Origin of the sequence: Nannocystis pusilla (genome assembly GCF_026626665.1) — a bacterium.
Lineage (GTDB): Bacteria > Myxococcota_A > Polyangia > Nannocystales > Nannocystaceae > Nannocystis > Nannocystis pusilla.
On the sequence record NZ_JAPNKE010000002.1, the window covers coordinates 4711025 to 4732491 of the forward strand.

A 21467-nucleotide genomic window follows, 5' to 3' on the forward strand; every position below is an offset into this window, starting at 1 on the left:
CCTGCACGCGGCCGCGACCTGGGGGTCGCCGGCGCGCCGCTCGAGCTGCGCATCGAGGGCAACGCGGTGCTGCCGGGCCTCGCCGGCCTCGGCGGGCTCATGGCCGCCAACGGCGCCGACCCCGTCCACATCACCCTGTTCGACCTGCCCAAGCTCGTCTCGCTCACCGGCCTGGAGCCCGTGGTCCAGGCCGACCTGCACTTCGAGCGGCTGCCGAAGGTCCCCCACCTCGCCCCGCTCGCGGGCCTCGTCAGCGGCGGCCAGCTCACCTTCAACGCCCTGCCCGCGGTCACCGACCTCGCGGGGCTCGGCGCGCTCGTCTCGGTCGGCACCTTCACGATCGGCGACTGCTCGCACGGCGAGGGCGGCGGCATGGACGGCCTCACCAGCCTGGTCGGCCTCGACAGCCTGGCGTCGGTCGGCCACTTCGCCCTGGCCGGCAACGACAAGCTCGCCTCGTTGACCGGCGCGCCGCAGCTGACCGAGGTCGGCAGCTTCTCCTCGGTCGGCAACCCGGCCCTCGGCCAGAGCGACTACGACGCCTTCTTCGCCCAGCTCGACGGCGGCGTGCCCTGGGGCTGCGTCGGCGACTGGGGCCGCTGCGAGTGCTTCCCGGTCAACCCCGGCTGATCCGGCTGCCCTTACGGACATGCCCGATACAGCATGTCCCTTCACACATGTCCGTTCGCACCTGCGCCATCGCGCAGGTCCCGTGAGCCGCCCTCGAGCAGCAGCAGCATCGCGGCGCACAGCTCGAGGTGGCCGTGGAAGCGGGCCATGCGGAAGTAGCCGTGGCAGGCGGACATCAGGTCGCGCGCGGCCCACAGCGCCAGCGCGACGGCCACGGCGATCGCCGCCCACAGCAGCGGCCGGCCCATGTCGGCCTGCAGCCCGGCCCAGCGGGCGCGGTAGGTCGGCGGGGTCGCGCGGTCGCGGTCCTCGTCGGGCAGAAGGCCCAGCCACACCCCGTAGTGGATGGTCTGGGCGAAGCAGAACAGCAGCACCAGCCGCAGCGCCCACTCGGGGCCGACGCCCGGCGACAGCCGCCACACCTGGTACTCGGGGCCCATGCCGCCGCCGAACCACTGCAGCCCGCCGCTGGCGCGCACCGCCGACAACGCGACGTCGCTGACCAGGAACACGCTGGCCGCGACCATCAGCGCCAGCGGCAGCCAGTGCAGCCGCGACGTCCGCGGCCGCCAGGCCCACCACAGCAGCACCGCGATCGCGTTGTGGAGGTGGGCGAACACCACGTCGCCGGTGCGCCCGAGCGCGGCGAAGCTGCCGGCCAGCGCCGCCACCAACACGACCCCGAGCGCGCGCCGGCCGAGGCTCGCGCGCGCCGCCGCGGCCGCCAGCCCGGCCGCCAGGAAGCCCCACAGCAGGTGCCCGCCGAGCGCGACGTAGACCAGCGGCGGCCCGGCCAGCACGGCCAGGGCGGCGCGCCGGTGATAACCTGGCCGAACGAGCATGTACCGAAGGTCAGCCACCAGGTGCGGCACGCCCCACACCAGCGGCCCGAGGATCAGCAGCCACAGCGGCGCGACCAGCGTGGCCAGCAGGGCGGTGCAGACCATGGTCGAGCCGAGCACGGCGATCCGCAGCTCGCGGCGGCGGATCAGCGGCCGGACCACGCGCCCGAGCTTGCGGAGCCACCAGCGCCGCACGAGGTCGGCCGCGTCGATCGGGCCGCGGAGGAGCGTCGTCGCGGTCATGCTCGTCGTCGCCGGCGCGCGGCCCACAGCGCCAGCAGCAGCAGCCAGCCGGCGCCCGCGTCGGCCTGCGCGTCGACCTGGCAGCCGCCCTTCTTCGGCGGCGGCCCCGGGGGCACGTCCACGCGGGCTCCTGGCGTCATGGCCGCACGATGGCACACGCGGCGGCGGCCTGGGAAGGTGCGCCGGCGCGGGCGATCGCGTACCGTCGCCCGGTGCTCGCCTCGCCGACCGGCGGCTTTTTGGCCGACCCCTACGTCGGGCCGACCTTGCTCGTGCTCGCCGGGGTGCTCGCCGGGGTGCTCAACACCCTCGCCGGCGGCGGCTCCTTCGTCATCCTGCCGCTGCTGATCGGCCTCGGCCTGCCGCCCGGGGTCGCCAACGCGACCAGCCGGATCGGCGTGCTCGCCCACGGCTCGGCCGCGGCGCTCACGTTCGCGCGCGACCGCGCCCTGCACACCGGCCTGGTCGCGCGCATGGCCCCGCCGATGTGCGCCGGGGCGCTGCTCGGCGCGTGGCTGGCGACGCGCACCAGCGACGCGCTGCTGCGCCCGATCATCGGCGGGGTGCTGGTCGCGTGGGCGCTGTTCCTGGTCTTCGGCCAGGTGGCATGACGACCCCGCCGCCCGAGCCGCGCCCGCCCGGCACCGCCGCCTACGCGCTCGCGCTGCTCATCGGCGTCTACGGCGGCTTCCTGCAGGCCGGCGTCGGCTTCCCGCTGATCGCCCTGTTCGTGTCCCACCTCGGCCACGACCTGCTGCGCGCCAACGCGGCCAAGGTGGCGCTGGTGTTCGTGTACACGCTGCTGGTGGTGGCGGTGTTCGCCGCCGCGGGCCAGATCGACTGGCCGCGCGCGGGCCAGCTGGCGATCGGGATGACGTTCGGCGGCTGGCTCGGGGCGCGCATGCAGCTCCGCGCCGGCGCGCCGCTGGTCCGCTGGACGATCGTCGTGATGGTGGCGGTCAGCGGGGCGTCCTTGCTGGTCTGAAGGACAGGTCCCGGGCGGCCGGGGCCGGCGCGGGTCGATGCGATCAGCGGATCTCGACGATCGCACCGGCCAGGCGCAGGCGCGCGGCGATCGCCCTCGCTTCCTGGCGCGGGACGGCCGCGCGCAGGGTGCAAGGGGCCGACGCGACGAGGTCCTTCGCCTCCTTGAGGCTCATCGGTGACAGCTCGCGGAGGGCCTTGATGACGGCGATCTTGGAGTCACCGGGGCTGTGGAGGATGACGGCGGACGCGTCGGCTCCGCTCGTGAAGCGCCGCTCGGGCGCGCTCTCGCCGACGATGACGTCGAGTGTGTAAGTCGGGGCGACGAAGCGGGGTCGGCCCAGGTAGTCGGAGAGGTTGTGGGGCTCGTTCAACGAGGCGAGCGAAAGGCCGAGGCTCCGCACGTACAGGACGACGGGCTCGAGCACGAAGGAGGGCTCGTACGCGAGGCTCCACCCGGACCAGGAGCGGGCCAGGGCGACGAGCACGTCCTGCGGCTCGACCACGCGCGGGCCGGCGGCGCTGATCACCTCCGCCGGGCCGGCGACCACGAGCCGGCGGCGCACCAGGTCGATCACACACGCCGCGAGCACGTCGCTGATCTCCTCCGTGCGGTCGAAGCCACGGGCCTGCGCGACGGCACCTTCGGGACCCGCCAGCAGCATGTCGAACAGCGCCGTGGCGCCCCAGCGCTGGTGGTGAACCGCCGCCCCTCGTCCGACACGATGACCACATCCAGTCGTTCGCTCATGGGAATGGGCGACGACGGTACCAGAGTCGCCGACCCGCGGCCCGCGGAGCGCGCCCTCGCGGAAGAGGTCGGCAGCGCCGGGCTCGACGGCGCCGACGCGGCGACGCGCAGCCCGGCGGAGCGCTGGCGACGGACATGTCCCTCGAGACATCTTGCCGAGGACCGCGACGGCCGGGTCGCTCGTCGCTACCGCACCGGCGAAGGTGCGGCGGGTGAAGGTCCGCGAGGTGCGCGGCGAGATCGGACCGAACGTCCTGCGGCCTCGCCGGGCGTCGTGGGGCGCCGCCCTCGGGGGCGGACCGAGCTGCGACGAAATGCCGCCGAAAGGGCGGTGCTGCGCGCTTCCACGCCGTGCTGGCGCCGAGCGGCTCGGCTATATCGTCCGGATGTTGGACGCGACCCAGGTCCTCGCGCTGCTGGAGCACCTCCCCATCGCGCTGTACGTGATGCAGGACGGCATGCTGCAGTGGTGCAACGACAAGTTCTCGAGCCTGTGCGAGTGCCCGCTCGAGCAGGCGCTGGGCCAGAGCTTCGTCCGCTTCATCGCCCCCGAAGACCGCGAATTCGTCGTCGATCGCTACCGCCGGCGGATCGCCGGCGAGGCGGTCCCCGAGCACTACGAGTTCTCGGCGGTGGGCCTGCAGACCGGCAAGCGCACGCCGATCCACATGTCCGTCCACGTCACGCAGATCGCCGGCGTCCGCTACAGCATCGGCGTGGTCGTCGACCTCACCGCCCAGGCCAGCGTGGCCGCCGGGCTCGCCGCCGCCGCCACGGTCGAGCGCAACAACCCGACCCCGGTCCTGCGGGTCGCCGCCGGCGTGCTGGTGGTCCCGCTGGTCGGCCACTACCACGCCGCCCGCGTGCAGAGCCTGAACCAGAGCGTCCTGGCCGCGATCGCGGAGCAGCGGGCGCACGCGCTGATCCTCGACGTCACCGGCCTCGTCGACGCCGACGAGCGCGTGGCCGACTACCTCGGCCGCACCGCCGCCGCCGCCCGCCTGCTCGGCGCCCAGTGCCTGCTCGCCGGCGTGTCCCCGGCGCTCGCGCAGCTGCTCGTCACGAGCTTCGCCACGCTGACCCACCTGACGACCGCCGCGACCCTCGAGGACGCCCTCGCCCGGGTGCCGCGGCCCGGCTGAGTCGCGCGACCACTCGATCTGTCTCTCCGGACATGTCGAACGAATCGGGCCCGCGGCGTGGACCAGAAAAGTTGTCTCTCGGCCAGCGAACGCCGTCGATTTCGACCTGTCCCTTGGAACAGGCGACCGCCCACCGCTTCAACGCCGACGGGGCACCGCCGCCGCCAGCGACGCTCTCCCGGCCTCTCGCTCACCTGTCTCTCGGTACAGCTCCCGCCCCAGCGCCGCCGTCCACGCCGGCGTCGACCCGCAGCACGAGCCGACCAGGTGCAGCCCGGCGCTCCTCGCCATCTCCGCCACCTCGGCGGCGAACGCTCCGGCCGTGACCGCGTGCGTCACGAAGCGCCCCGGCTCGGCGCGCCCGGTGTGCGGATATGTCCCGAGGAGCATGTCCGTCGCGCCAGCCGCGGCCACCAGCGCCGGGATCGCCGCCGGCAAGAACGTCAGCTCCGTGCAGTTGACCAGCAGCGCCTGCACCGCGAGCCCGCGCAGCCCGGCCACCAGTTCCTCCAAGGACTCGCCGGCCAGCAGGCGCCCGTCGGCGCGGCACACCACCGCCAGCCACACCGGCAGACCGAGCCCCTGCCCGGCCGTCACCGCCGCGACCGCCTCGTCGACGCGGCCCATCGTCTCGACCAGCAGCAGGTCGCAGCCGGCGCCAGCCAGCGTCTCGGCCATCGCCCGGTGCTCCGGCCCTGCGCGGCTGCCCGGCGAGTCGGCCGGGCGGAAGCAATCCTCGAGCGGGCTCATCGATCCGGCGATCCGGGCCGTCGCCGCGCTCGCTGGATCGTCCTCCGCCAGCTGTTCGCGCGCCTCGCGGGCCAGAGTCACCGCCAGCCGGGTCAGCGCCGCCGCCTCGTGGGCCCGCCCGCCCGCGGCCAGGTTGCGCGCGTGCGTGCGGAACGTGTTCGTCGTGATCACCTGCGCGCCCGCGCGGAGGTAGTCCAGGTGGACCTGCCGCACCACCGCGGGCGCCTCGACCAGGGCGTGCGCCGACCACAGCGGCGCGTCCATGCGCGCGCCGCGGCGCTCGAGCTCGGTCCCCATCGCCCCGTCGAGCAGGGCCGGCGCCGGCCATGGCCTCATGGACATGCTCCCAAGAACATGTCCGCCCGGGCATGTCCTTTCGAGCATGTCCCGGGCGCCAGGCCCGCCTCTGCCGGCCCCTGGGGCTCAGCGCATGAACTCGTCCTTCATCAGGCAGAACTTGGGGTCGTTCGGCTGGCCGATGGTCGGCATGATGCGGCACTCGTAGCCCTCGCGCGGACAGTCCGCGTTGTCGGTGCACTCGACGACGCAGCCCTCGAAGTACATGTCGGCGCCGATGCAGGTCACGCCCTGGCCGCAGATCGCGTCGTCGGGCACGTAGGCGGTGTTCGGCGGCAGCTCGCACAGCTTGCTGCAGTAGCCGCAGGGCAGGTCGTACAGCTCGAGGATGTCGGTGAGGCACACGCCGCCCTCGCCGAGGATCGCCACGCACTCGTCGTCCATGGTGCAGGGCGCGCCGAACTCGCTCATCACGCCGCCGACGCCGCCGGCCGGGGCGGCTCGCAGACGACGCCGCCGGTCTCGGTGGTCGTCGTCGGCGCCGTCGTCGTGTCGTTCGCGGTCGCGTTCTCGGTGGTGCTCGGCGTGTTGTCGGTGTCGGTGTCGCCGCTGCCGCCGTTGCAGGCGGGCAAGGCGAGGAGCATGCAGGCGAGGCCAGCTACGATGTTCTTGCGCATTGGAGCCGGACGATAGGCCGCGGCGGCCAGGCCGCCAACAAACATGCGCGCAGCGCCGCTCGCTCAAGTGCGCTCGAGCACAAGCGCGATCCCCTGACCGACGCCGATGCACATGGACGCCAGCCCCCAGCGCACGCGGGCGCGGGCCATCCCGTGGGCCAGCGTGGCGGTGATGCGGGCGCCGGAGCAGCCCAGCGGGTGGCCGAGGGCGATGGCGCCGCCGCCCGGGTTCACCTTGGCCGGGTCGAGGTCGAGGCTGCGGATGGACGCCACCGTCTGCGACGCGAACGCCTCGTTGAGCTCGACCGCCCCGAGGTCCGAGGCCTGCAGGCCGGCCCGCTTGAGCGCACGGCGGCTGGCCGGCACCGGGCCAATCCCCATGACCCCGGGCGCCACGCCGGCGTGGCCCCACGCGGCGATGCGAGCCATCGGCCGCAGCCCGAGGTTGTGCGCCTGCTCGGCGCTGGTGATGAGCAGCGCCGCGGCGCCGTCGTTGAGCGGCGAGCTGTTGCCGGCGGTCACGCTGCCGCCGGCCTTGAAGACCGGCTTGAGCTTGGCCAGCGCGGCCAGCGTGGTGTCGCGGCGGACGCTCTCGTCGGCGGTGACGCGCACCGGATCGGCGCCCTTGGGCCCGGGGATCTCGATCGGCACGATCTCGTTGTCGAACCAGCCCTCGTCCTGCGCCGCCGCGGCCTTGGTGTGGCTGCCGAGGGCCCACGCGTCCTGGTCGGCGCGGCTGACGTGGTAGCGCTCGGCCACGTTCTCGGCGGTGATGCCGAGCGGCTCCGCGCCGTAGAGGCGCTCCATCGCCGGGTTGGTCATGCGCCAGCCGAGCGCCGTGTCGAACAACTGGGCGTCGCGGGCGAACGCGTCGCTCGCCTTCGGCATCACGTAGGGCGCGCGGGTCATGCTCTCGACGCCGCCGGCGATGTAGACCGAGCCCTCGCCGACCATGATGCTCTTGGCCGCCTGGATGATGGCCTCCATGCCGGAGCCGCACAGGCGATTGACGGTGACGCCGGGGATCTCGACCGGCAGGCCGGCCAGCAGCGAGGCCATGCGCGCGACGTTGCGGTTGTCCTCGCCGGCCTGGTTGGCGGCGCCGAAGTACACGTCCTCGAGCTGCTCCATCGCCGGGCTGTAGTGCTCCGCGAGGTGGCGGACGACGTGGGACGCGAGGTCGTCGGGCCGTACCGGCGCGAGCGCGCCGCGGAGCCGCCCGATCGGCGTGCGGACGGCGGCGACGATGACGGGCGTGCGAGCATCGGAGGTCATGTCCCTTGGGGGTTATCACGACCGCCCGCGGGCTCAGGCCACGTTTCAGTTGCGCTCGCTCACGCGAACCGCGCGCGGTCCGTGCGGAGGACGATCACACGCGCGACGCGGCCTGCCGCCCCGCTTGCTGCGCGGCCGCCGACGCACCCTCGCGTGCGCGGCCCCTGGCCCGCGAGAGCGCGGATCGGGTTCCGCGCGGGCGGCGGCAGAGCTACCCTGCCGGGGTCGTGAGTCGCGACGACAACACGCAGCTGTCGCTCGAGGAGGCGATGTCGTTCCGCTCGGACGACGAACTCACGGGCGACGGCAAGAGCGCGCCGTCGCAGCCGCCCGAGCCCGATCCGGGCGAGAGCGCCCAGTTCGTCAGCTTCGCCGCCGACAAGCGCTTCAACATCGTCCGCCGCGTCGGCGCCGGCGGCATGGGCGTGGTGTACGAGGCCATCGATCGCGAGCGGGCCCACCCGGTCGCGCTGAAGACCCTGCTCAACGTCAGCCCCGGCGCGCTGTACCGGTTCAAGCGCGAGTTCCGGGCCCTCGCCGACGTCGCCCATCCGAACGTCATCCAGCTGCACGAGCTGTTCTTCGAGGGCGAGCAGATCTTCTTCACGATGGAGTACATCGACGGGCTCGAGTTCGTCGAGTACGTGCGCGGCGAGGCCGAGGACGGCGGCGACGCCGACCCCGCGGCGCAGGCCGCCGAGCGCGAGCAGGGCTGGGAGCGCCTGCGGGCCGCGCTGCGCCAGCTGGCCGCCGGCCTCGGCGCGCTGCATGCCGCGGGCAAGCTGCACCGCGACATCAAGCCGTCGAACGTCCTCATCACCCGCGAGGGCCGGCTCGTCATCCTCGACTTCGGCCTCGTCAGCGACTCGATCACCGAGACGGTGCGCAGCACCGAGGCGGGCGGCGTGGTCGGCACGCCCGCGTACATCTCGCCCGAGCAGGCCGGCGGTCAGCCGGCCTCCGCCGCCTCCGACTGGTACGCCGTCGGCGTGATGGTCTTCCTGGCCCTGACCGGCGAGCTGCCGTTCAAGGGCAAGGGCCTGAAGATCATGATCGCCAAGCAGGAGCGGGACGCCCCGGTCCCGTCGAGCATCGTCTCGGGCCTGCCCAAGGATCTCGAGGAGCTGTGCATCGCGCTGCTCAGCCGCGACCCCAAGGCCCGGCCCGGCAGCGCCGAGGTGCTGCAGCGCGTCGGCAGCGGCCCGACCGGCATCCGCCCGCGCACCTCGGTCGGTCAGGAGCGCGACCTGTTCGTCGGCCGCGAGGCCCAGCTGCGCGCCCTGCAGGACGCCGCCGCCGCCACGCAGAAGGGCCGCGCCGCGCTGGTCCAGGTCTACGGCCGCAGCGGCATGGGCAAGAGCGCCCTCGTGCGCGAGTTCCTGGCCCGCCTGCAGCGCGGCCCCGCGGTGGTGCTCGCGGGTCGCTGCTACGAGCGCGAGTCGGTGTCGTTCAAGGCGCTCGACTCGCTGATCGACGCGCTCGCCAAGCACCTGCTGCGCCTGCCCGAGGCCAAGGTCGCCGAGCTCATGCCGCGCGACGTGCACGCCCTGGCCCGCGTGTTCCCGGTGCTGCAGCGCGTCAAGGCCGTGACCCAGGCCCCGCGGCGCTCGGTCGACATCCCCGACCCGCGTGAGCTGCGGCGGCGCGCCTTCGCGGCGCTCAAGGAGCTGCTCGCGCGCCTGGCCGATCGCGCCCCGCTGGTGCTGCACATCGACGACCTGCAGTGGGGCGATCGCGACAGCGCCGCCTTGCTCGCCGATCTGCTGCGCCCGCCCGACGCGCCCGCGCTCTTGCTGATCGCCAGCTACCGCACCGAGGCCCACAACGGCGCGGTGCTCAAGACCCTGCGCGAGGCGGCCCGCGGCGAGCTCGACCTCCGCGAGCTGCACATCGGCCCCCTGTCCGAGGCCGACGCCGAGGACCTCGCGCAGTCGCTCCTCCCCGCCAACCTGCGCGCGCGGGCCCGCCAGGTCGCGCGTGAGGCCCAGGGCAACCCGCTGTTCGTCAGCGAGCTCGTGCGCCACCTGCTGGCCACCGGCGAGCGCCCCGGCGAGCGCGGCGAGGTCACCCTCGATCGCGTCCTCCTGACCCGCATCGACGGCCTGCCCGAGCCCGCGCGGCGCCTGCTCGAGATCGCCGCGGTCGCCGGCGGCCCCGTCGACCTCCGCCTCGCCGGCGCCGCCGCGGGTCTGCCCGAGACCCACGCCGCCCTCGCCACCCTGCGCAGCGAGCACCTCGTGCTCACTCGCAGCGGCGACAGCGAGATCATCGAGACCTACCACGACCGCGTGCGCGAGCTGGTGCTCGGCGCCCTCCCGCCCGACGACCTCAAGGCCCGCCACCGCGACCTCGCCGTCGCCATGGAGAACCACGGCGAGCGCGACAGCGACACCCTCGCGCTGCACTACCGCGAGGCCGGCGAGTGGGAGCGCGCCGGCGACTACGCGCAGATGGCCGCCGACCAGGCCGCCGCCGCCCTCGCCTTCGACCGCGCGGCCCGCCTCTACCGCCTCGCCCTCGAGTTCAAGCCGCACAGCGACAAGGGCCGCGCCGAGCTCAGCGTCCGCCTCGCCGACGCGCTCGCCAACGCCGGCCGCGGCGTCAAGGCGGCGCGCCTCTACCTCGAGGCCGCCGCCTCCGAGCCGCCGGCCCGCGCGCTCGAGCTGCGCCGCCGCGCCGGCGAACAGTTCCTGCGCGCCGGCCAATTGCCCGAGGGCATGCAGACGATCCGCCAGGTGCTCGCCGCCGCCGGCATGAGCCTCCCGGCCACCAGCCGCGCCCTGCACACCAGCCTCGCGTGGGAGCGGACCCGCTGGCGCCTGCGCGGCCTCGGCCTGCGCGAGCGCGACCCCAAGACGGTCAATCCGGACGACCTCGTGCGCCTCGCGGTGTGCCGCACCCTGTCGTCGAGCCTGTCGGCGCACGACCTCCCGCTGACCGCGCTGTTCCAGGCCCGCTATCTCAACCTGGCCTACAAGACAGGCAACATCTTCCACGCCGCCTGCGCGCTCGCGGCCGAGGTCGCGTTCGTGTCGTCCGGCGGCGAGGCCGACCGCGCCCGCACCGAGAAGCTCGCCAGCGCGGCCCAGGCCTTGCTGCAGCGCACCCCGGAGGCCCTGCCGCGCGGCCTCTTGGCCCTGTCGCGCGGGGTCGCGGCGTTCCACTTCGGCCGCTGGCGCGAGAGCATCGTCCTGCTCGAGCAGTCGGAGCAGATCCTGCGCGGCGAGTGCACCGGCACCAACTTCGAGATCGTGTCCGGCCAGTCGCACCGCCTGATCGCCCACTTCCTGCTCGGCGACCTGCGCCTGGTCGGCCAGCGCCTCGCGACCTTCATCGCCGAGGCCCGCGATCGCGACGACAGCTGGTCCGACGCGCTGCTGCGCGGCGGGCCGCAGGTCGCCTACTGGCTGGCCGAGGACGACCTGCCGCGCGCCCGCGCCGAGATCGGCTACGTCCAGCAGCGCCTGCCCGAGGAGTCGCTCGGCCCGCCGCGCCTGTGGACCTTCGTCGGCAGCCTGCTGGTCGACTTCTACGGCGACGACCCGGCCGCGCCGTGGGGCCGCGTCGAGCGCGAGTTCGCCGACCTCGAGACCTCGCTGCTGTTCCACAGCCAGTGGGCCCACGTCGTGCTCGGCTTCCTGCGCTCCCAGGCCGCGCTGCTGCGCCTCGGGTCCGACCACGGCGACAGCGAGCGCGCCGGCCTGGTCCGCCTGGTCGAGCACGAGGCCAGCCGCCTGGCCTTGGAGACAGCCCCGTGGGCCCGCCCGCTCGGCGAGCTGGTCGGCGCCGGCCTGGCCGCGATCCAGGGCCAGCGCGAGCGCGCCCTGGCCGGCCTGCGCGCCGCCGAGCCGGGCCTGCGCGCCGCCGACATGGCCCTCTACGCCGCCGCCGCCCGCCGCCGCCTCGGCGAGCTCACCGGCGGGGAGAAGGGCGCGAAGCTGGTCGCCGCCGCCGACAGCGCCCTCGCCGAGCAGGGCGTCCGCCGCCCCGACCGCATGACCCGCGCCCTCCTGCCCGGCTTCCCCGCCCGCTGACGCCCCGCTGCCCTCATGAGCATGTCCATGCGGACATGTTTGATGGAGCATGCTCGATGGAACATGACCGATCGAGCATGTCACGGAGGCCATGCCGTCGCCGGCGCTCCGAGTCGCGGGCCGGCTCGTCCGCGCGTCCCCGCGCGGTCGTCACCGGCGGCCCCTCACTGCCGCAGCAGCCACCAGTCGAACCGCTGCTCCTGCCCGCACGCGCCGGTCTCGAACGACTGGCCGTTGTAAGCCTCGTAGGTCGCGCCGGCCAGCTTCACCGGCCCTGACGTCCCCTGCGGCACCGCGACCGGCTCCTCGCCCTCGAAGAGGAAGTCGTACTCGACCGCCTTGTCGGGGCAGCAGTCCTCGCCGTCGACGCACGAGCACTCGGCCTCCGCGGGCACGAGCCCGACTCCGAGGTCGGCGTCGCTGATGTCGGCGACCGACGGATCCACCGCCAGAGTGTCGTGGCCGAAGATCGCCAGCGGCGCCTTCTTCGCCGGCGTGTTGCTGTCGTCCCACCACAGCGCCATCTGCCGGTAGCGGCACGGCTCGGGCGCCGGGGTGTCGATGGCCCCGTGGGCCGACAGATACACGCACTTCGACAGCTCGATCACCCCCTGGGGCGCCGGCGTGGTGAACCCGAACAGCAGCGTCTTCCCGTAGTCGCAGCCGGTGCAGCCGGCGGCCGGGTTGCTCGAGCACGGGACCCCCGTGACGAACACGCCCGCGATCTCGAGCACCCGGTAGTTGCGCCCGGGGATGTCGTTGCAGGCCTGGGCGAGCAGGCCGTTCCACTGCCGCGCCTGCAGCTCGGCCGGGCCCAGGCCGGTCGCGCCGCAGGCGGGCGCCGCGTCCTCCCCGTCGTGCTCGTGCTGTCGCCCGAGTCGCCGCTGGTCGAGGTCGTCGAGGTCGTCGAGGTCGTCGTCTCGGGCTCGCTCGAGCCCGCGTCGGTGGTCGTGCTCGCCGTCGACGTCGACGGACCCGGCCCCACCCCGCGGTCGTCGCCTCGTCGGTGGTCCCGCTCGTCGTGTCCGGCCCGTCGCTCGCGGACCCGCTCGTGGTCTCGCCGTCGCCGCTCCCCTCGCCCGGCCCCGCGGTGACCATGAAGGCCGGGTTGTCCTTCCAGCAGCCCACGAGCATCAGCCCGCACACCGCCAACACCGCCGCCCGTCCGCCCGCCATGCCCCACATCCTGCGACGATTCCTGTCACATTCCCGGCGGGCTGCGGAGGCCTGGAGCCGGAGCCTCGCGTGAGCCTCCTCTGTGCGCCCCCTGGGGCGCTTTCGCCGTTCCAACGCCGTTCCGGCGCCGCTCTGCGTTCGCAAATCCGGGCCGCACCGGGCCCGATCCATCCGCCCGCCCGAGCGCGATTTGTGCTGCCCCGATTCCGCGCGCCGCCGCGCCGCGCTCGCCGGCAATGGCGATGCTGTCTCTCGGGACAGCCGCTGCGCTGCCGCCTGCGCACCCCGGCCGGCGCGCGCTCGCGGACGAGCAACGGGACCGCGCCGAACATCGCCGCGCAACGGCCGAACTCAGCGATGGAGCGCCTGGAAATTCATGCCGGCGCCGTGCAGACGCACGGGCCCGCAAGACGCTCGACCCGTCTCTTCGGCCATCTCGGCCCATCGCTGCGACCTGTCCCGAGGAGACCTGTCTCTTCGGCCATCCGAGAAACCTCGCCGCCCGGCCGATCGCCGCCTCGCCGGGCGGCCGTCGACGCCCCCGCCCCGCCCGGGTGCACCCGTGGACGCGCGCCCGCGAGCCCACCCGACACCGCGCGACGTGTCCCTGCAGCGTCGCCCTGCACGCAATTGATCGCGTCTTGACTGGCGACCCCCGGCCCCGGTCGCAACTCCATACGCATGCGACGTATCACCCTCGCGCTCGCTGTGGCTCTCGGCGCCGGTCTCGCTCTGGTCGGGACCGCCGGCGCGAGCCCTCGCAAGGTCTGCCGCGGCACCGACAAGCCGTGCGGCGACGAATGCTACGACCCCGCCACCGAGAGCTGCCAGCCGGGCGCCCTGGTCTGTCGCGGCGCCCAGCGGGCCTGCGGCGGCCAGTGCTACGACCCGTTCTATCAGAGCTGCAGCACCGGCCGGGTCGAATGCGCCGGGTCGCAGAAGCCCTGCGGCGAGCAATGCTACGACCCCGCCACCGAGGATTGCCGCCTCGAGGTGAAGGACAACCAACCCGAACGCGCCTGAGCGCCGCGGATTATCATGATCGAGCCGGCGCGCCGACTGCCATGATTCGTGCCACCCCGCCCCACACCGGCCGGGCTGCCCTCCCCCTCGTCCCTCGCCGCCCGGCCCACCGACGTAACGGCGCCGTCCTCGTCGCCGACGGCGAGGCGGACGGCGCCCGGGCAAGCGACGGCGCTCAGCGAGCCATCGCCACCGTATTGCTGAGCTGGGCCGTGAACTTGGACGGATCGATCACCCCGTCGACCTCGATCGACAGGATCTTCACCTTGCCGAGCTTGCCGTCGAGCTCGCCCTCGCTGGCGAAGCTGAACTTGAGCCCGCCGACCTCGCGCCAGTCGCTGTACGTCACGTGCTTGGTCTTCTGCACCCCCGCCTTGTCTTTGAAAGTGACAGTGCGCTTCACGTCGAGGAACGTCGTCGCGTCGAGCCAGCGCTGCTCCACGTCGCCGCTCGCCAGCGTGAGCTGCAGGTGGTAGGCCTTGCTGCCCTTCACGTCCTCGGCGCCGACCAGCTCGACCTTGTGCCCGCGCGCCGCGGCGTCGACCAGCGCGTCGTCGAACTCGGCGTACTGCTTCATCTTGACCGCGTGATCGGCCGGCACCGGCCCCATCGGCGCGTCGCCCTCGGCCAGCCAGCCCTTGTCGCCGTCGAAGATCTTCACGAAGGCCTTGCCCTCGTGCGTGCCCTCCTTGCGGAGCTTGTTGGGCCGCGCGCGGTAGGCCACGAACGCATCGACCGCGCCGCCCTCCTGGTACTCGCCGCGGAACACGAGGGTCTTCGTCGCCTTGAGCTTGCCCTCCCCGCCCAGCGCCGCCAGGTGCTTCGCCACCACCTGCTCCGCCGTCATGTCGGCCTGCGGGGCCGCCCGGCCCTTGCCCTCGCCGCCGTCGTCACACCCCGCCGCGCCGCCGAGCGCGAGCACCATCGTCAAGATCCATCGCTGCATCGTCATCCTCCGTTCGCCTGGACAAGCTATGCGACGTCCGGGCGCCGCCCCAGCGCGGTGCAGGCGAACGCCGATACGACGCAGCCGCCGGCCCCGCCCGTTCGCCGCGCAGCCGACGGCCGCATGCCCCTGCGAACATGCGCGAAGGGGCATGTTTTAAAACATGCCCCTTCGCGCATGCCCTACGGACATGCCTCCACGCGCAGCCGCTCACACGCGCAGCGACGCGATCTTGTCGCGCTGGCTGCGGGCGACCTTGAGCGTCGCGCCGCCCTCGAGCACCACCACCGCCTCGCGGCGACCGCCGCTGCGGAGCTCGCGGATCCGCCGGCGGTTGACGATCGCGGAGCGGTGGATCCGGACGAACTGCGACGGGTCGAGCCGGCGCTCGAGGCTCTGCATCGTCTCGCGGTGCAGGTAGCTCTTGGGCCCGGCGTGGATCTGCACGTAGTAGTCGGCCGCCTCGATCCAGTCGATCTCGTCGGCGCGCAGGAACACCACCCGGCTGCCGTCCTTGATCGCCAGGCGCTCGGCCGGCTGCGCCACCGCGGGCGTCGCCGCGCGCGGTTCGCCGACGTCGGCCAGCAGCGCCGCCAGCTGGCGCCGCAGGTCCTCGACCTGCGCCACCTGCAGGTGCGCCTTGGCCCGCCGCAGCGCCTCGAAGAACCGCTCGTCGTCGAACGGCTTCAGCAGGTAGTCGAGCGCGTGGACCTCGAACGCCTGCAGCGCGTAGCGATCGTACGCGGTCACGAACACGACCCCGGGCACGCTCGCCGGGGGCAGCGAGGCCAGCACCTGGAACCCGGTACACTCCGGCATCTGCACGTCGAGGAACACCAGGTCGGGGCGCTGCTCCTCGATCCGGCTGGCCGCCTCGCGCCCGGAGCCGACCTCGCCGATGACCTCGATGTCCACGTCCTGCTTGAGCAGGAGGCGGATGCCCTCGCGGGCCAGGGGTTCATCGTCGACGATCAGGGTCCCATTGCGGTATTACGCTCCAACATACATCGGCTCCTCGAAGGCTAGGGGGATCTGCAGCGACACCGCGGCCCCGCCGCCGTGCGCTGCCGTGACCTCGAATCGATGGTCGGCGGGGAAGAGTTGTCCGAGGCGGGCCCGCACGTTGCGCAGGCCGACGCCGCCGCAGCGCTCGACGCAGAACGCCTCGGGCAGGCCGACCCCGTCGTCGCGGACCGACAGCGTCAGCGCCCCGCGCTCGCGGCTCGCGGTCACCACGACGCGACCCGCGGCGGCCCGCGGCGCGATGCCGTGGCGGATCGCGTTCTCCACCAGCGGCTGCAGGATCAGGTTCGGCACCAGCGCGTCCAGCACCTCGGGCGCGACGTCGATGCGCACGTCGAGGCGGTCGCAGAAGCGCACCTTCTCGATCGCCAGGTAGCGCCCGAGGAAGTCGAGCTCCTGCTTGAGCGGCACCATCTGTCGCCCGGTGTTGTCGAGCGCGAGCCGCAGCAGGTCGGCCAGGCCCGACAACATCTGCAGCGAGCCCTGGGTGTCCTGCTTGCGCACCAGCACCCCGATCGCGTGCAGCGTGTTGAACAGGAAGTGCGGGTGCAGCTGCATCTTGAGCGCCTCGAGCTGCGCGTGCGCCAGCTGGGTCTCGAGGCGACAGAACGCGAGCTCGGCGTCGCGCGCCTTGCGGTGGTAGTCGTACGCGTGCACGAAGCCGACCACCAGCCAGTAGACGAACAGCTGCAGCTGCACGCCCTTGGCCAGCAGCTTGCCGTAGGCGAGCAGGAACGGCGTCTCCTGGTAGTAGGCGTCGCCGAACAGGACCCCGGCGACGCACACCACCAGGGCATAACCCGAGGCGAGCGTCGCGTTGGCGAGCAGGTGCGGCGCGAGGTGACGCGTCCAGCTGTCACGTCCGAGCGGGAAGCGTCGGGCCATTCGCGCGACCAGGGGCGCCGCCGCGGCGAGATAGAGCCAGGGAGGGTACTGCCAGGCGAGGTCGCGCAGAAACGAGGGCTCGGGCACCCGCACGGGCCATAGGAAATACACCTGCGAAGTCGAGATGAGGCCGCACAGCAGCCACGGCGCGGCCATTACCCACGCGGGGGGCCATGCGACGTCGCGGCCGACTCGGGGCGGAGTTCCATCCTCGGGACCTTGCCATTACGACCTGACAGGTGCCCGAGTGGTTGCAGCCAAGGGACGTGAAGCCGCAGCGAGCGGTGCGAATGCAAATGAAACCGCGGCTCGAAGACGCGGGTCCCAATCAGTTGGCCGGACGTCTCACGAGGGGCGCGTCCCTCAGCGCTCCGCCAGCACGAAGGCCATCAGCGCCAGCGCGGCCGCGTTGCGCTCGAGGTGGTCGGGGTCGATCTTGTCGAACGTGTCGGCCGGGCTGTGGTGCAGGTCGAAGTACGCGCTGGCGTCGGGGTGGAGCCCGAGGCTCAGCACCCCGTCCTTCGTCAGCGGCGAGATGTCGGCCCCGCCCCCGCCGGCCTCGAGCACGCTCGCGCCCAGGCCCTCGAACAGCGGCGCGAACCGCTGCACCGCCGCGACCTCCTCCGGCGTGCCGCTGATGCCGAACCCACGCGGCGCCCCCGACCCGGTGTCGGCCTCGATCGCCGCCACGTGCTTCTCCTTGCCGTGGGCCGCGTGGTACGCCTTGCCTCCGCGCAGGCCGTTCTCCTCGTTGGTGAACAGCACCACGCGGATCGTCCGCCGCGGCACCAGCCCCAGCTCCTTGAGCAGCGCCGCCGCCTCGATCGCCATCATGCAGCCGCCGCCGTCGTCGGTGCTGCCGTCGCCGACGTCCCACGAGTCGATGTGCCCGCCGATCACCACGATCTCGTCGGGCAGCTCGCGCCCCCGCAGCTCGGCGATCGCGTTGGCGCTCGGGCTGTCGGGCAGCGTCTTGGCCCCGAGCGACAGCTCGACCGTGGTCTTGCCGCGGCGCGCCAGGCGGGCCAGGAGCTCCGCGTCCTCGAGCGTGACCGCGGCCGCCGGGATCTTCTTGACCCCGTCCTCGTAGCGCAGCGCCCCGGTGTGCGGGCTCCGCAGGCTGTTGGCGGTGACCGAGCGGATCAGCACCGCGGTCGCCCCGATCTTGGCCGCCTCCGACGCCCCGCCGCCGCGGATCCGCACCGTATCGCCGTAGTGCGTCTCGTGCCGCTCGTGGTCGAAGCGCGGCATCGGCTGATTGATCACCACGATCTTGCCGCGCAGCTCGGCCCCGCGGGTAGCGATCTCGGCCAGCGAGTCGACCACCGCGATCTCGCCGCGGACCTTGCCGCCGACGGTCCCGCCGAGCCCGAGGATCACCAGGTCGCGCTCGATCGGCGCCACCACCCGCGCGCGCTCGGCCCCGCGGACCCAGTGCGGCACCATCACCTTCTCGCGCCGCGGGCTGTCGAGCCCGTCGCGCTTCATCTGCTCGATCGACCAGTCGATCGCCCTCTCGAGCGCACGCGACCCGCTGAGGCGGTGACCGAACGTGTCCGAAAGGACAGCCAGGAGCTCCCACGCGCGTGCGGCCCTGCGCCGCCGCGGTGAGCCGCTCGGCCGCGTCGACGAACACCTGCGGCAGCTCGTCGAGGCGCGGCGTCGTCGCGCTGACCGCCGTCGCCGACGGCAGCGACGGCTTGTCGCCGCCGATCACCGGCCCGGCGCCCGCGTAGCCCGGCGGCCCCCCGACCGGCATCGACTCGGCGCGGACCACCGGCGGCGCAGACTCACCCGACTTCGGGGCCGGGCAGGCGGACACGGCGACGGCGAGGAGCAGGCAGGACGCGAGGCGCACCCGCATCCTCTACTTTACCCCGGCGCGGGGCCGCAAGACCCGAACCTGGCCCCAAAACCATGTCGTATCAGACATCTTCCGGCGCATCGGCCCACACGGCCCAGCCGGCGTCCCAGTCGTCGCTTTCGTCACGGAACGCCCCGGCGAAGCGGGCCTCGGCGGCGAAGAACCCGTCGGCGGGCGGGGCGGCCGCGCCGGCGGCCAGCGGCGCGCGCGGCTTGTAGCGATTCAGGCCGGCCGGGTCGGCGCAGCCAGGGAGATCCGGATCCTCCACGCGCGCGCCGGCCCGGGTCAGCAGCGCCGCCTCGTCGAGACCGAAGTCGTCGTCGGCCAGCGCGAGCTCGCCGCCCGCCACCTCCGCGTGGGCCAGCGGCGCGGCGAAGTTGCGCGCCAGCCACAGGCCGCCGCGCAGGTCGACCGCCGTGCCGCGGTCGCGGAGGTCGAGCGGCGCCTCGAACCCGACCACCACCGCGTTGCCGATCGTCGCCGCGGTGCCGCGGCGCAGCAGCATCCCGTAGTGCTCGTGCTCCGCGCCGTGGCCGCGACCGCACAGCGTGGCGTTGAAGATCGTCGGCGCCGAGCGCGGCGTGTTGTCCGAGCCGCCGGGGTCGTTGTCGCCCTCGAGCCCCGCGGTGGTGTCGAGCGCCTCGGCGCCGTCGCGCAGCAACAGGAACTGCAGGCGGCCGGTGTAGCCGAGGTCCCAGTCGAACCCGTCGTCGCCGGGGTCCTGGCAGATCAGGTGCCTGGCGTCGACGGTGCCGCCGAAGAACTCGAAGCAGTCGTCGGCGGTGTGGCGCACCTGCACGTGGTCGACCTGCGTGCCGCGGCCGACGCCGGCGAAGGTGACGCCGTTGATCTCGTTGTTGGGCCCGAGCTCGGTCCCGCTGTACTCGACCCGCACGAACCGCAGCGCGCCCGAGCTGTCCTCCGGGTCATCCCCGCCGTACTCGCCGCCGTCGGCGATGCCCTCGACCCGGCCGATCATCGGCCGCCCCTCGGCGTCGCGCAGGTTGGTCGGCGCCTTGCCGAGGATGATAAGGCCGCCCCAGTCGCCGGCCCGCCGCGCCCCCGGCCGCGCCTCGCTGGTGAACACGATCGGCCGCTCGCGCGTGCCCTCGGCCACCAGCTTCGCGCCCGGCTGGACCACCAGCGTCCCGCGGGTGTCGCGGTCGCCGACGATCGTCGTCCCCGGATCGATCGTCAGCGTCGCCCCCGGGCGCACGAACGTCGCGAAGCGCAGGCGGTAGACCTTGTCGCACGTCAGCCGCGCCGAGTGCTCGATCTCCCCCGACAGCTCGACCACCGGCTTGTCGGCGCGCGCGCACGGCTCCAGCACGGCTGGCTCGGCGGACATGTCCGCCTCGACATGGTCTTCCGGACCTGTCGTGAAGACCATGGTCGCAGAGACAGCCACCGCCGCCGCCCCCAGCCCCCACGGCAACCAGCGCGGCAGCGCCAGCGACCGGCGCAGCTGCGGATGCACCGCCGACCAGGTGGCGTCGTGCGGCCCGCTTTCGCGCGACGGGGTCGCCTCGACCGGGGCCTCGGCCGCGCGCGGGACGTCGCGGCGGGTCGGCTCGTCGGGGTGCGCGAGGTCGCCGGGCCCGGGGTCGGCGAGGCTCGCCGGGTCGGACAGGTCGAGCACGGGCAGGTCGTCCTGGACCTGCCGCGCCCGGCGGATCTGCGCCTCCACCAGCCCGCGCATGCTGGCCCGGTCGGCGGCGAAGATGTCGGCCAGGGTGATGCCGATCGCCCGCGGCGACGGGCCGCTCTTGCCGAGGTGCAGCTCGAGCGCCTCGCGGAACACCTCGGCCGAGGCCGGGCGCGCCGCGGGCTCGACCGCCAGCGCCGACGCCACCAGCGCGCGCAGGGCCGGCGTTGCCGCGGCCTCGGCGGGCAGCGGCGGGATGTCGCCCTCCTCGAGCCGCCGCGCGATCGTCAGCTCGTCGAGCCCGAGCCACATCCGCTGGCGCGCCAGCGCCTCCCACAGCATCACGCCGACCGCGAACAGATCGCTGCGGCGATCGATCGGCTCGCCGCACACCTGCTCGGGCGACGAGTAGGCGGCCTTGCCCTTGAACGTCCCGACCTCGGTGTCGCCGTCGCCCTCGAGGCGGGCGATGCCGAAGTCGACCAGCTTGATCTGCCCGTCGTAGGTGACGAGCACGTTGTGCGGCGACACGTCGCGGTGGACCAGGCCGAGCGGGCGGCCGTCGTAGTCGCACAGCTCGTGGACGTAGTGGAGGCCGGCGAGCAGCTCGGCGAGGATCCGCAGGTGCATCGCCAGCGGCAGCCCGGGCGGCAGCGGCGGCGGCTGGTGCACGCGGCGGAGGATCCGGTGCAGCGGCTGGCCCTCGAGGTACTCCATGGCGATGAACGGCCGCCCCTCCTCGCTGCCCACCTCGTAGGTCTGCACCACGTTCGGGTGCGACAGCAGCGTGGCGATCTTCGCCTCGCGCTGGAACATCGCCCGGTACTCCGGGTCGCGCACCAGCGCCGGGCGCAGGTCCTTGAGCACCAGCAGCTTGAGCGCCCCGCCGACCCCGCGCGCCGCCGCGAGGTAGATATCGGCCATCCCGCCGTGGCCGACGGCCGCGAGCCGACGGAACTTCGGCGCGTGCGAGCCCCGACTGCGCTCGTCGCTCGTCATCGGCGCGGACGCTATGCCGACGCTCCCGGCGCAGCAAGTGACATCTCTGCCAGGCGCTTCGGCGTGGTGGCGTGACAGACTGCGACATGTAGCCGCCGCATTTGTCACGCGTGCTCCGGCGTCGCGCGACCAACCCGACGCTGAACACAGTTGCGCCGCAGAGTTCGCTGGAGCGAATTGGCCGCACCCCGTGGTCCACGAGGCCCCGCGGCGCGTCACGCGACGCCGGCCCGCGACGATCCGCCGCGCCCGCCCGACCGCTCGTCGCCGCGACCTCGAAC

At 73.7% G+C, this 21467-nt stretch carries 21 protein-coding genes; 8 read left to right on the forward strand and 13 right to left on the reverse strand.

From position 1 onward, the window contains the following. The first annotated feature begins 66 nt into the window (after positions 1-66). On the forward strand, positions 67-630 hold the full coding sequence (locus tag OV079_RS20715) for a hypothetical protein (RefSeq protein ID WP_267770576.1): 564 nt from the start codon (positions 67-69) through the stop codon (positions 628-630). A 41-nt stretch (positions 631-671) separates the two neighbouring features. Here OV079_RS20715 and OV079_RS20720 read toward each other — a convergent pair whose 3' ends face one another. Both OV079_RS20720 and OV079_RS20725 read right to left on the reverse strand, forming a co-directional pair. After that, positions 672-1715 carry a hypothetical protein gene (locus tag OV079_RS20720; protein ID WP_267770578.1) on the reverse strand — a complete coding sequence of 348 codons (1044 nt, stop codon included), beginning with the start codon at positions 1713-1715 and terminating at the stop codon, positions 672-674. Next, a complete protein-coding gene (locus OV079_RS20725) occupies positions 1712-1855 on the reverse strand; it encodes an MYXO-CTERM sorting domain-containing protein (protein ID WP_267770579.1) in 144 nt (47 codons plus the stop codon). The genes OV079_RS20720 and OV079_RS20725 overlap by 4 nt, the downstream gene beginning before the upstream one ends. A 72-nt stretch (positions 1856-1927) precedes the next feature. Here OV079_RS20725 and OV079_RS20730 point away from each other — a divergent pair, with 72 nt between their 5' ends. Further along, on the forward strand, positions 1928-2326 hold the full coding sequence (locus tag OV079_RS20730) for a TSUP family transporter (protein ID WP_267770580.1): 399 nt from the start codon (positions 1928-1930) through the stop codon (positions 2324-2326). Then, positions 2323-2700, forward strand: coding sequence for a sulfite exporter TauE/SafE family protein (locus OV079_RS20735; RefSeq protein ID WP_267770581.1), 378 nt, complete (start codon positions 2323-2325; stop codon positions 2698-2700). The genes OV079_RS20730 and OV079_RS20735 overlap by 4 nt, the downstream gene beginning before the upstream one ends. Before the next feature lie 43 nt (positions 2701-2743). Here the strand turns inward: OV079_RS20735 and OV079_RS56110 are convergent, their stop codons facing one another. Next, positions 2744-3364 (reverse strand): ribosomal protein L7/L12, encoded by a 621-nt coding sequence (locus tag OV079_RS56110; protein WP_267770583.1) that lies wholly within the window; start codon positions 3362-3364, stop codon positions 2744-2746. Between the two features lie 472 nt (positions 3365-3836). Between OV079_RS56110 and OV079_RS20745 the strand changes: the two genes are divergently transcribed. After that, entirely contained in the window at positions 3837-4592 is a 756-nt protein-coding gene (locus tag OV079_RS20745; protein WP_267770584.1) for a PAS domain-containing protein, read from the forward strand. 138 nt (positions 4593-4730) lie between these two features. Here OV079_RS20745 and OV079_RS20750 read toward each other — a convergent pair whose 3' ends face one another. The 4 genes from OV079_RS20750 to OV079_RS20765 form a co-directional block, all read right to left on the reverse strand. Continuing rightward, on the reverse strand, positions 4731-5684 hold the full coding sequence (locus OV079_RS20750; protein ID WP_267770586.1) for a homocysteine S-methyltransferase family protein: 954 nt from the start codon (positions 5682-5684) through the stop codon (positions 4731-4733). A gap of 81 nt (positions 5685-5765) precedes the next feature. Next, positions 5766-6110 (reverse strand): hypothetical protein, encoded by a 345-nt coding sequence (locus OV079_RS20755; RefSeq protein ID WP_267770587.1) that lies wholly within the window; start codon positions 6108-6110, stop codon positions 5766-5768. After that, positions 6110-6316 carry a hypothetical protein gene (locus OV079_RS20760; RefSeq protein ID WP_267770588.1) on the reverse strand — a complete coding sequence of 69 codons (207 nt, stop codon included), beginning with the start codon at positions 6314-6316 and terminating at the stop codon, positions 6110-6112. The genes OV079_RS20755 and OV079_RS20760 overlap by 1 nt, the downstream gene beginning before the upstream one ends. Positions 6317-6379: 63 nt before the next feature. Then, a complete protein-coding gene (locus OV079_RS20765; RefSeq protein ID WP_267770589.1) occupies positions 6380-7591 on the reverse strand; it encodes a thiolase family protein in 1212 nt (403 codons plus the stop codon). Positions 7592-7818: 227 nt separating this feature from the next. Between OV079_RS20765 and OV079_RS20770 the strand changes: the two genes are divergently transcribed. After that, entirely contained in the window at positions 7819-11625 is a 3807-nt protein-coding gene (locus tag OV079_RS20770) for a serine/threonine-protein kinase (protein ID WP_267770591.1), read from the forward strand. Between the two features lie 164 nt (positions 11626-11789). On the opposite strand, the gene OV079_RS20775 is transcribed toward OV079_RS20770, so the two are convergent. Further along, positions 11790-12359, reverse strand: coding sequence for a hypothetical protein (locus tag OV079_RS20775; protein ID WP_267770593.1), 570 nt, complete (start codon positions 12357-12359; stop codon positions 11790-11792). 123 nt (positions 12360-12482) lie between these two features. On the opposite strand from OV079_RS20775, the gene OV079_RS20780 reads away from it, so the two are divergent. Together OV079_RS20780 and OV079_RS20785 are read left to right on the forward strand one after the other, a co-directional pair. After that, positions 12483-12719, forward strand: coding sequence for a hypothetical protein (locus OV079_RS20780; protein ID WP_267770594.1), 237 nt, complete (start codon positions 12483-12485; stop codon positions 12717-12719). Positions 12720-13482: 763 nt separating this feature from the next. After that, on the forward strand, positions 13483-13824 hold the full coding sequence (locus tag OV079_RS20785; RefSeq protein WP_267770595.1) for a hypothetical protein: 342 nt from the start codon (positions 13483-13485) through the stop codon (positions 13822-13824). Between the two features lie 175 nt (positions 13825-13999). On the opposite strand, the gene OV079_RS20790 is transcribed toward OV079_RS20785, so the two are convergent. From OV079_RS20790 to OV079_RS20805, 4 genes are all read right to left on the reverse strand, one after another. Next, on the reverse strand, positions 14000-14770 hold the full coding sequence (locus OV079_RS20790; RefSeq protein WP_267770597.1) for a LolA-like protein: 771 nt from the start codon (positions 14768-14770) through the stop codon (positions 14000-14002). A gap of 210 nt (positions 14771-14980) precedes the next feature. Further along, positions 14981-15745 carry a LytR/AlgR family response regulator transcription factor gene (locus tag OV079_RS20795; protein WP_267778608.1) on the reverse strand — a complete coding sequence of 255 codons (765 nt, stop codon included), beginning with the start codon at positions 15743-15745 and terminating at the stop codon, positions 14981-14983. Positions 15746-15760: 15 nt separating this feature from the next. Further along, on the reverse strand, positions 15761-16834 hold the full coding sequence (locus tag OV079_RS20800) for a sensor histidine kinase (RefSeq protein WP_267770598.1): 1074 nt from the start codon (positions 16832-16834) through the stop codon (positions 15761-15763). Between the two features lie 207 nt (positions 16835-17041). Beyond that, positions 17042-18166, reverse strand: a complete 1125-nt coding sequence (locus OV079_RS20805; protein ID WP_267770599.1) for a M20/M25/M40 family metallo-hydrolase — start codon at positions 18164-18166, stop codon at positions 17042-17044. A 119-nt stretch (positions 18167-18285) separates the two neighbouring features. On the opposite strand from OV079_RS20805, the gene OV079_RS20810 reads away from it, so the two are divergent. Next, positions 18286-18414 carry a hypothetical protein gene (locus OV079_RS20810; protein WP_267770600.1) on the forward strand — a complete coding sequence of 43 codons (129 nt, stop codon included), beginning with the start codon at positions 18286-18288 and terminating at the stop codon, positions 18412-18414. 189 nt (positions 18415-18603) lie between these two features. On the opposite strand, the gene OV079_RS20815 is transcribed toward OV079_RS20810, so the two are convergent. Next, a complete protein-coding gene (locus OV079_RS20815; RefSeq protein WP_267770601.1) occupies positions 18604-21186 on the reverse strand; it encodes a serine/threonine protein kinase in 2583 nt (860 codons plus the stop codon). Positions 21187-21467: the final 281 nt, after the last annotated feature.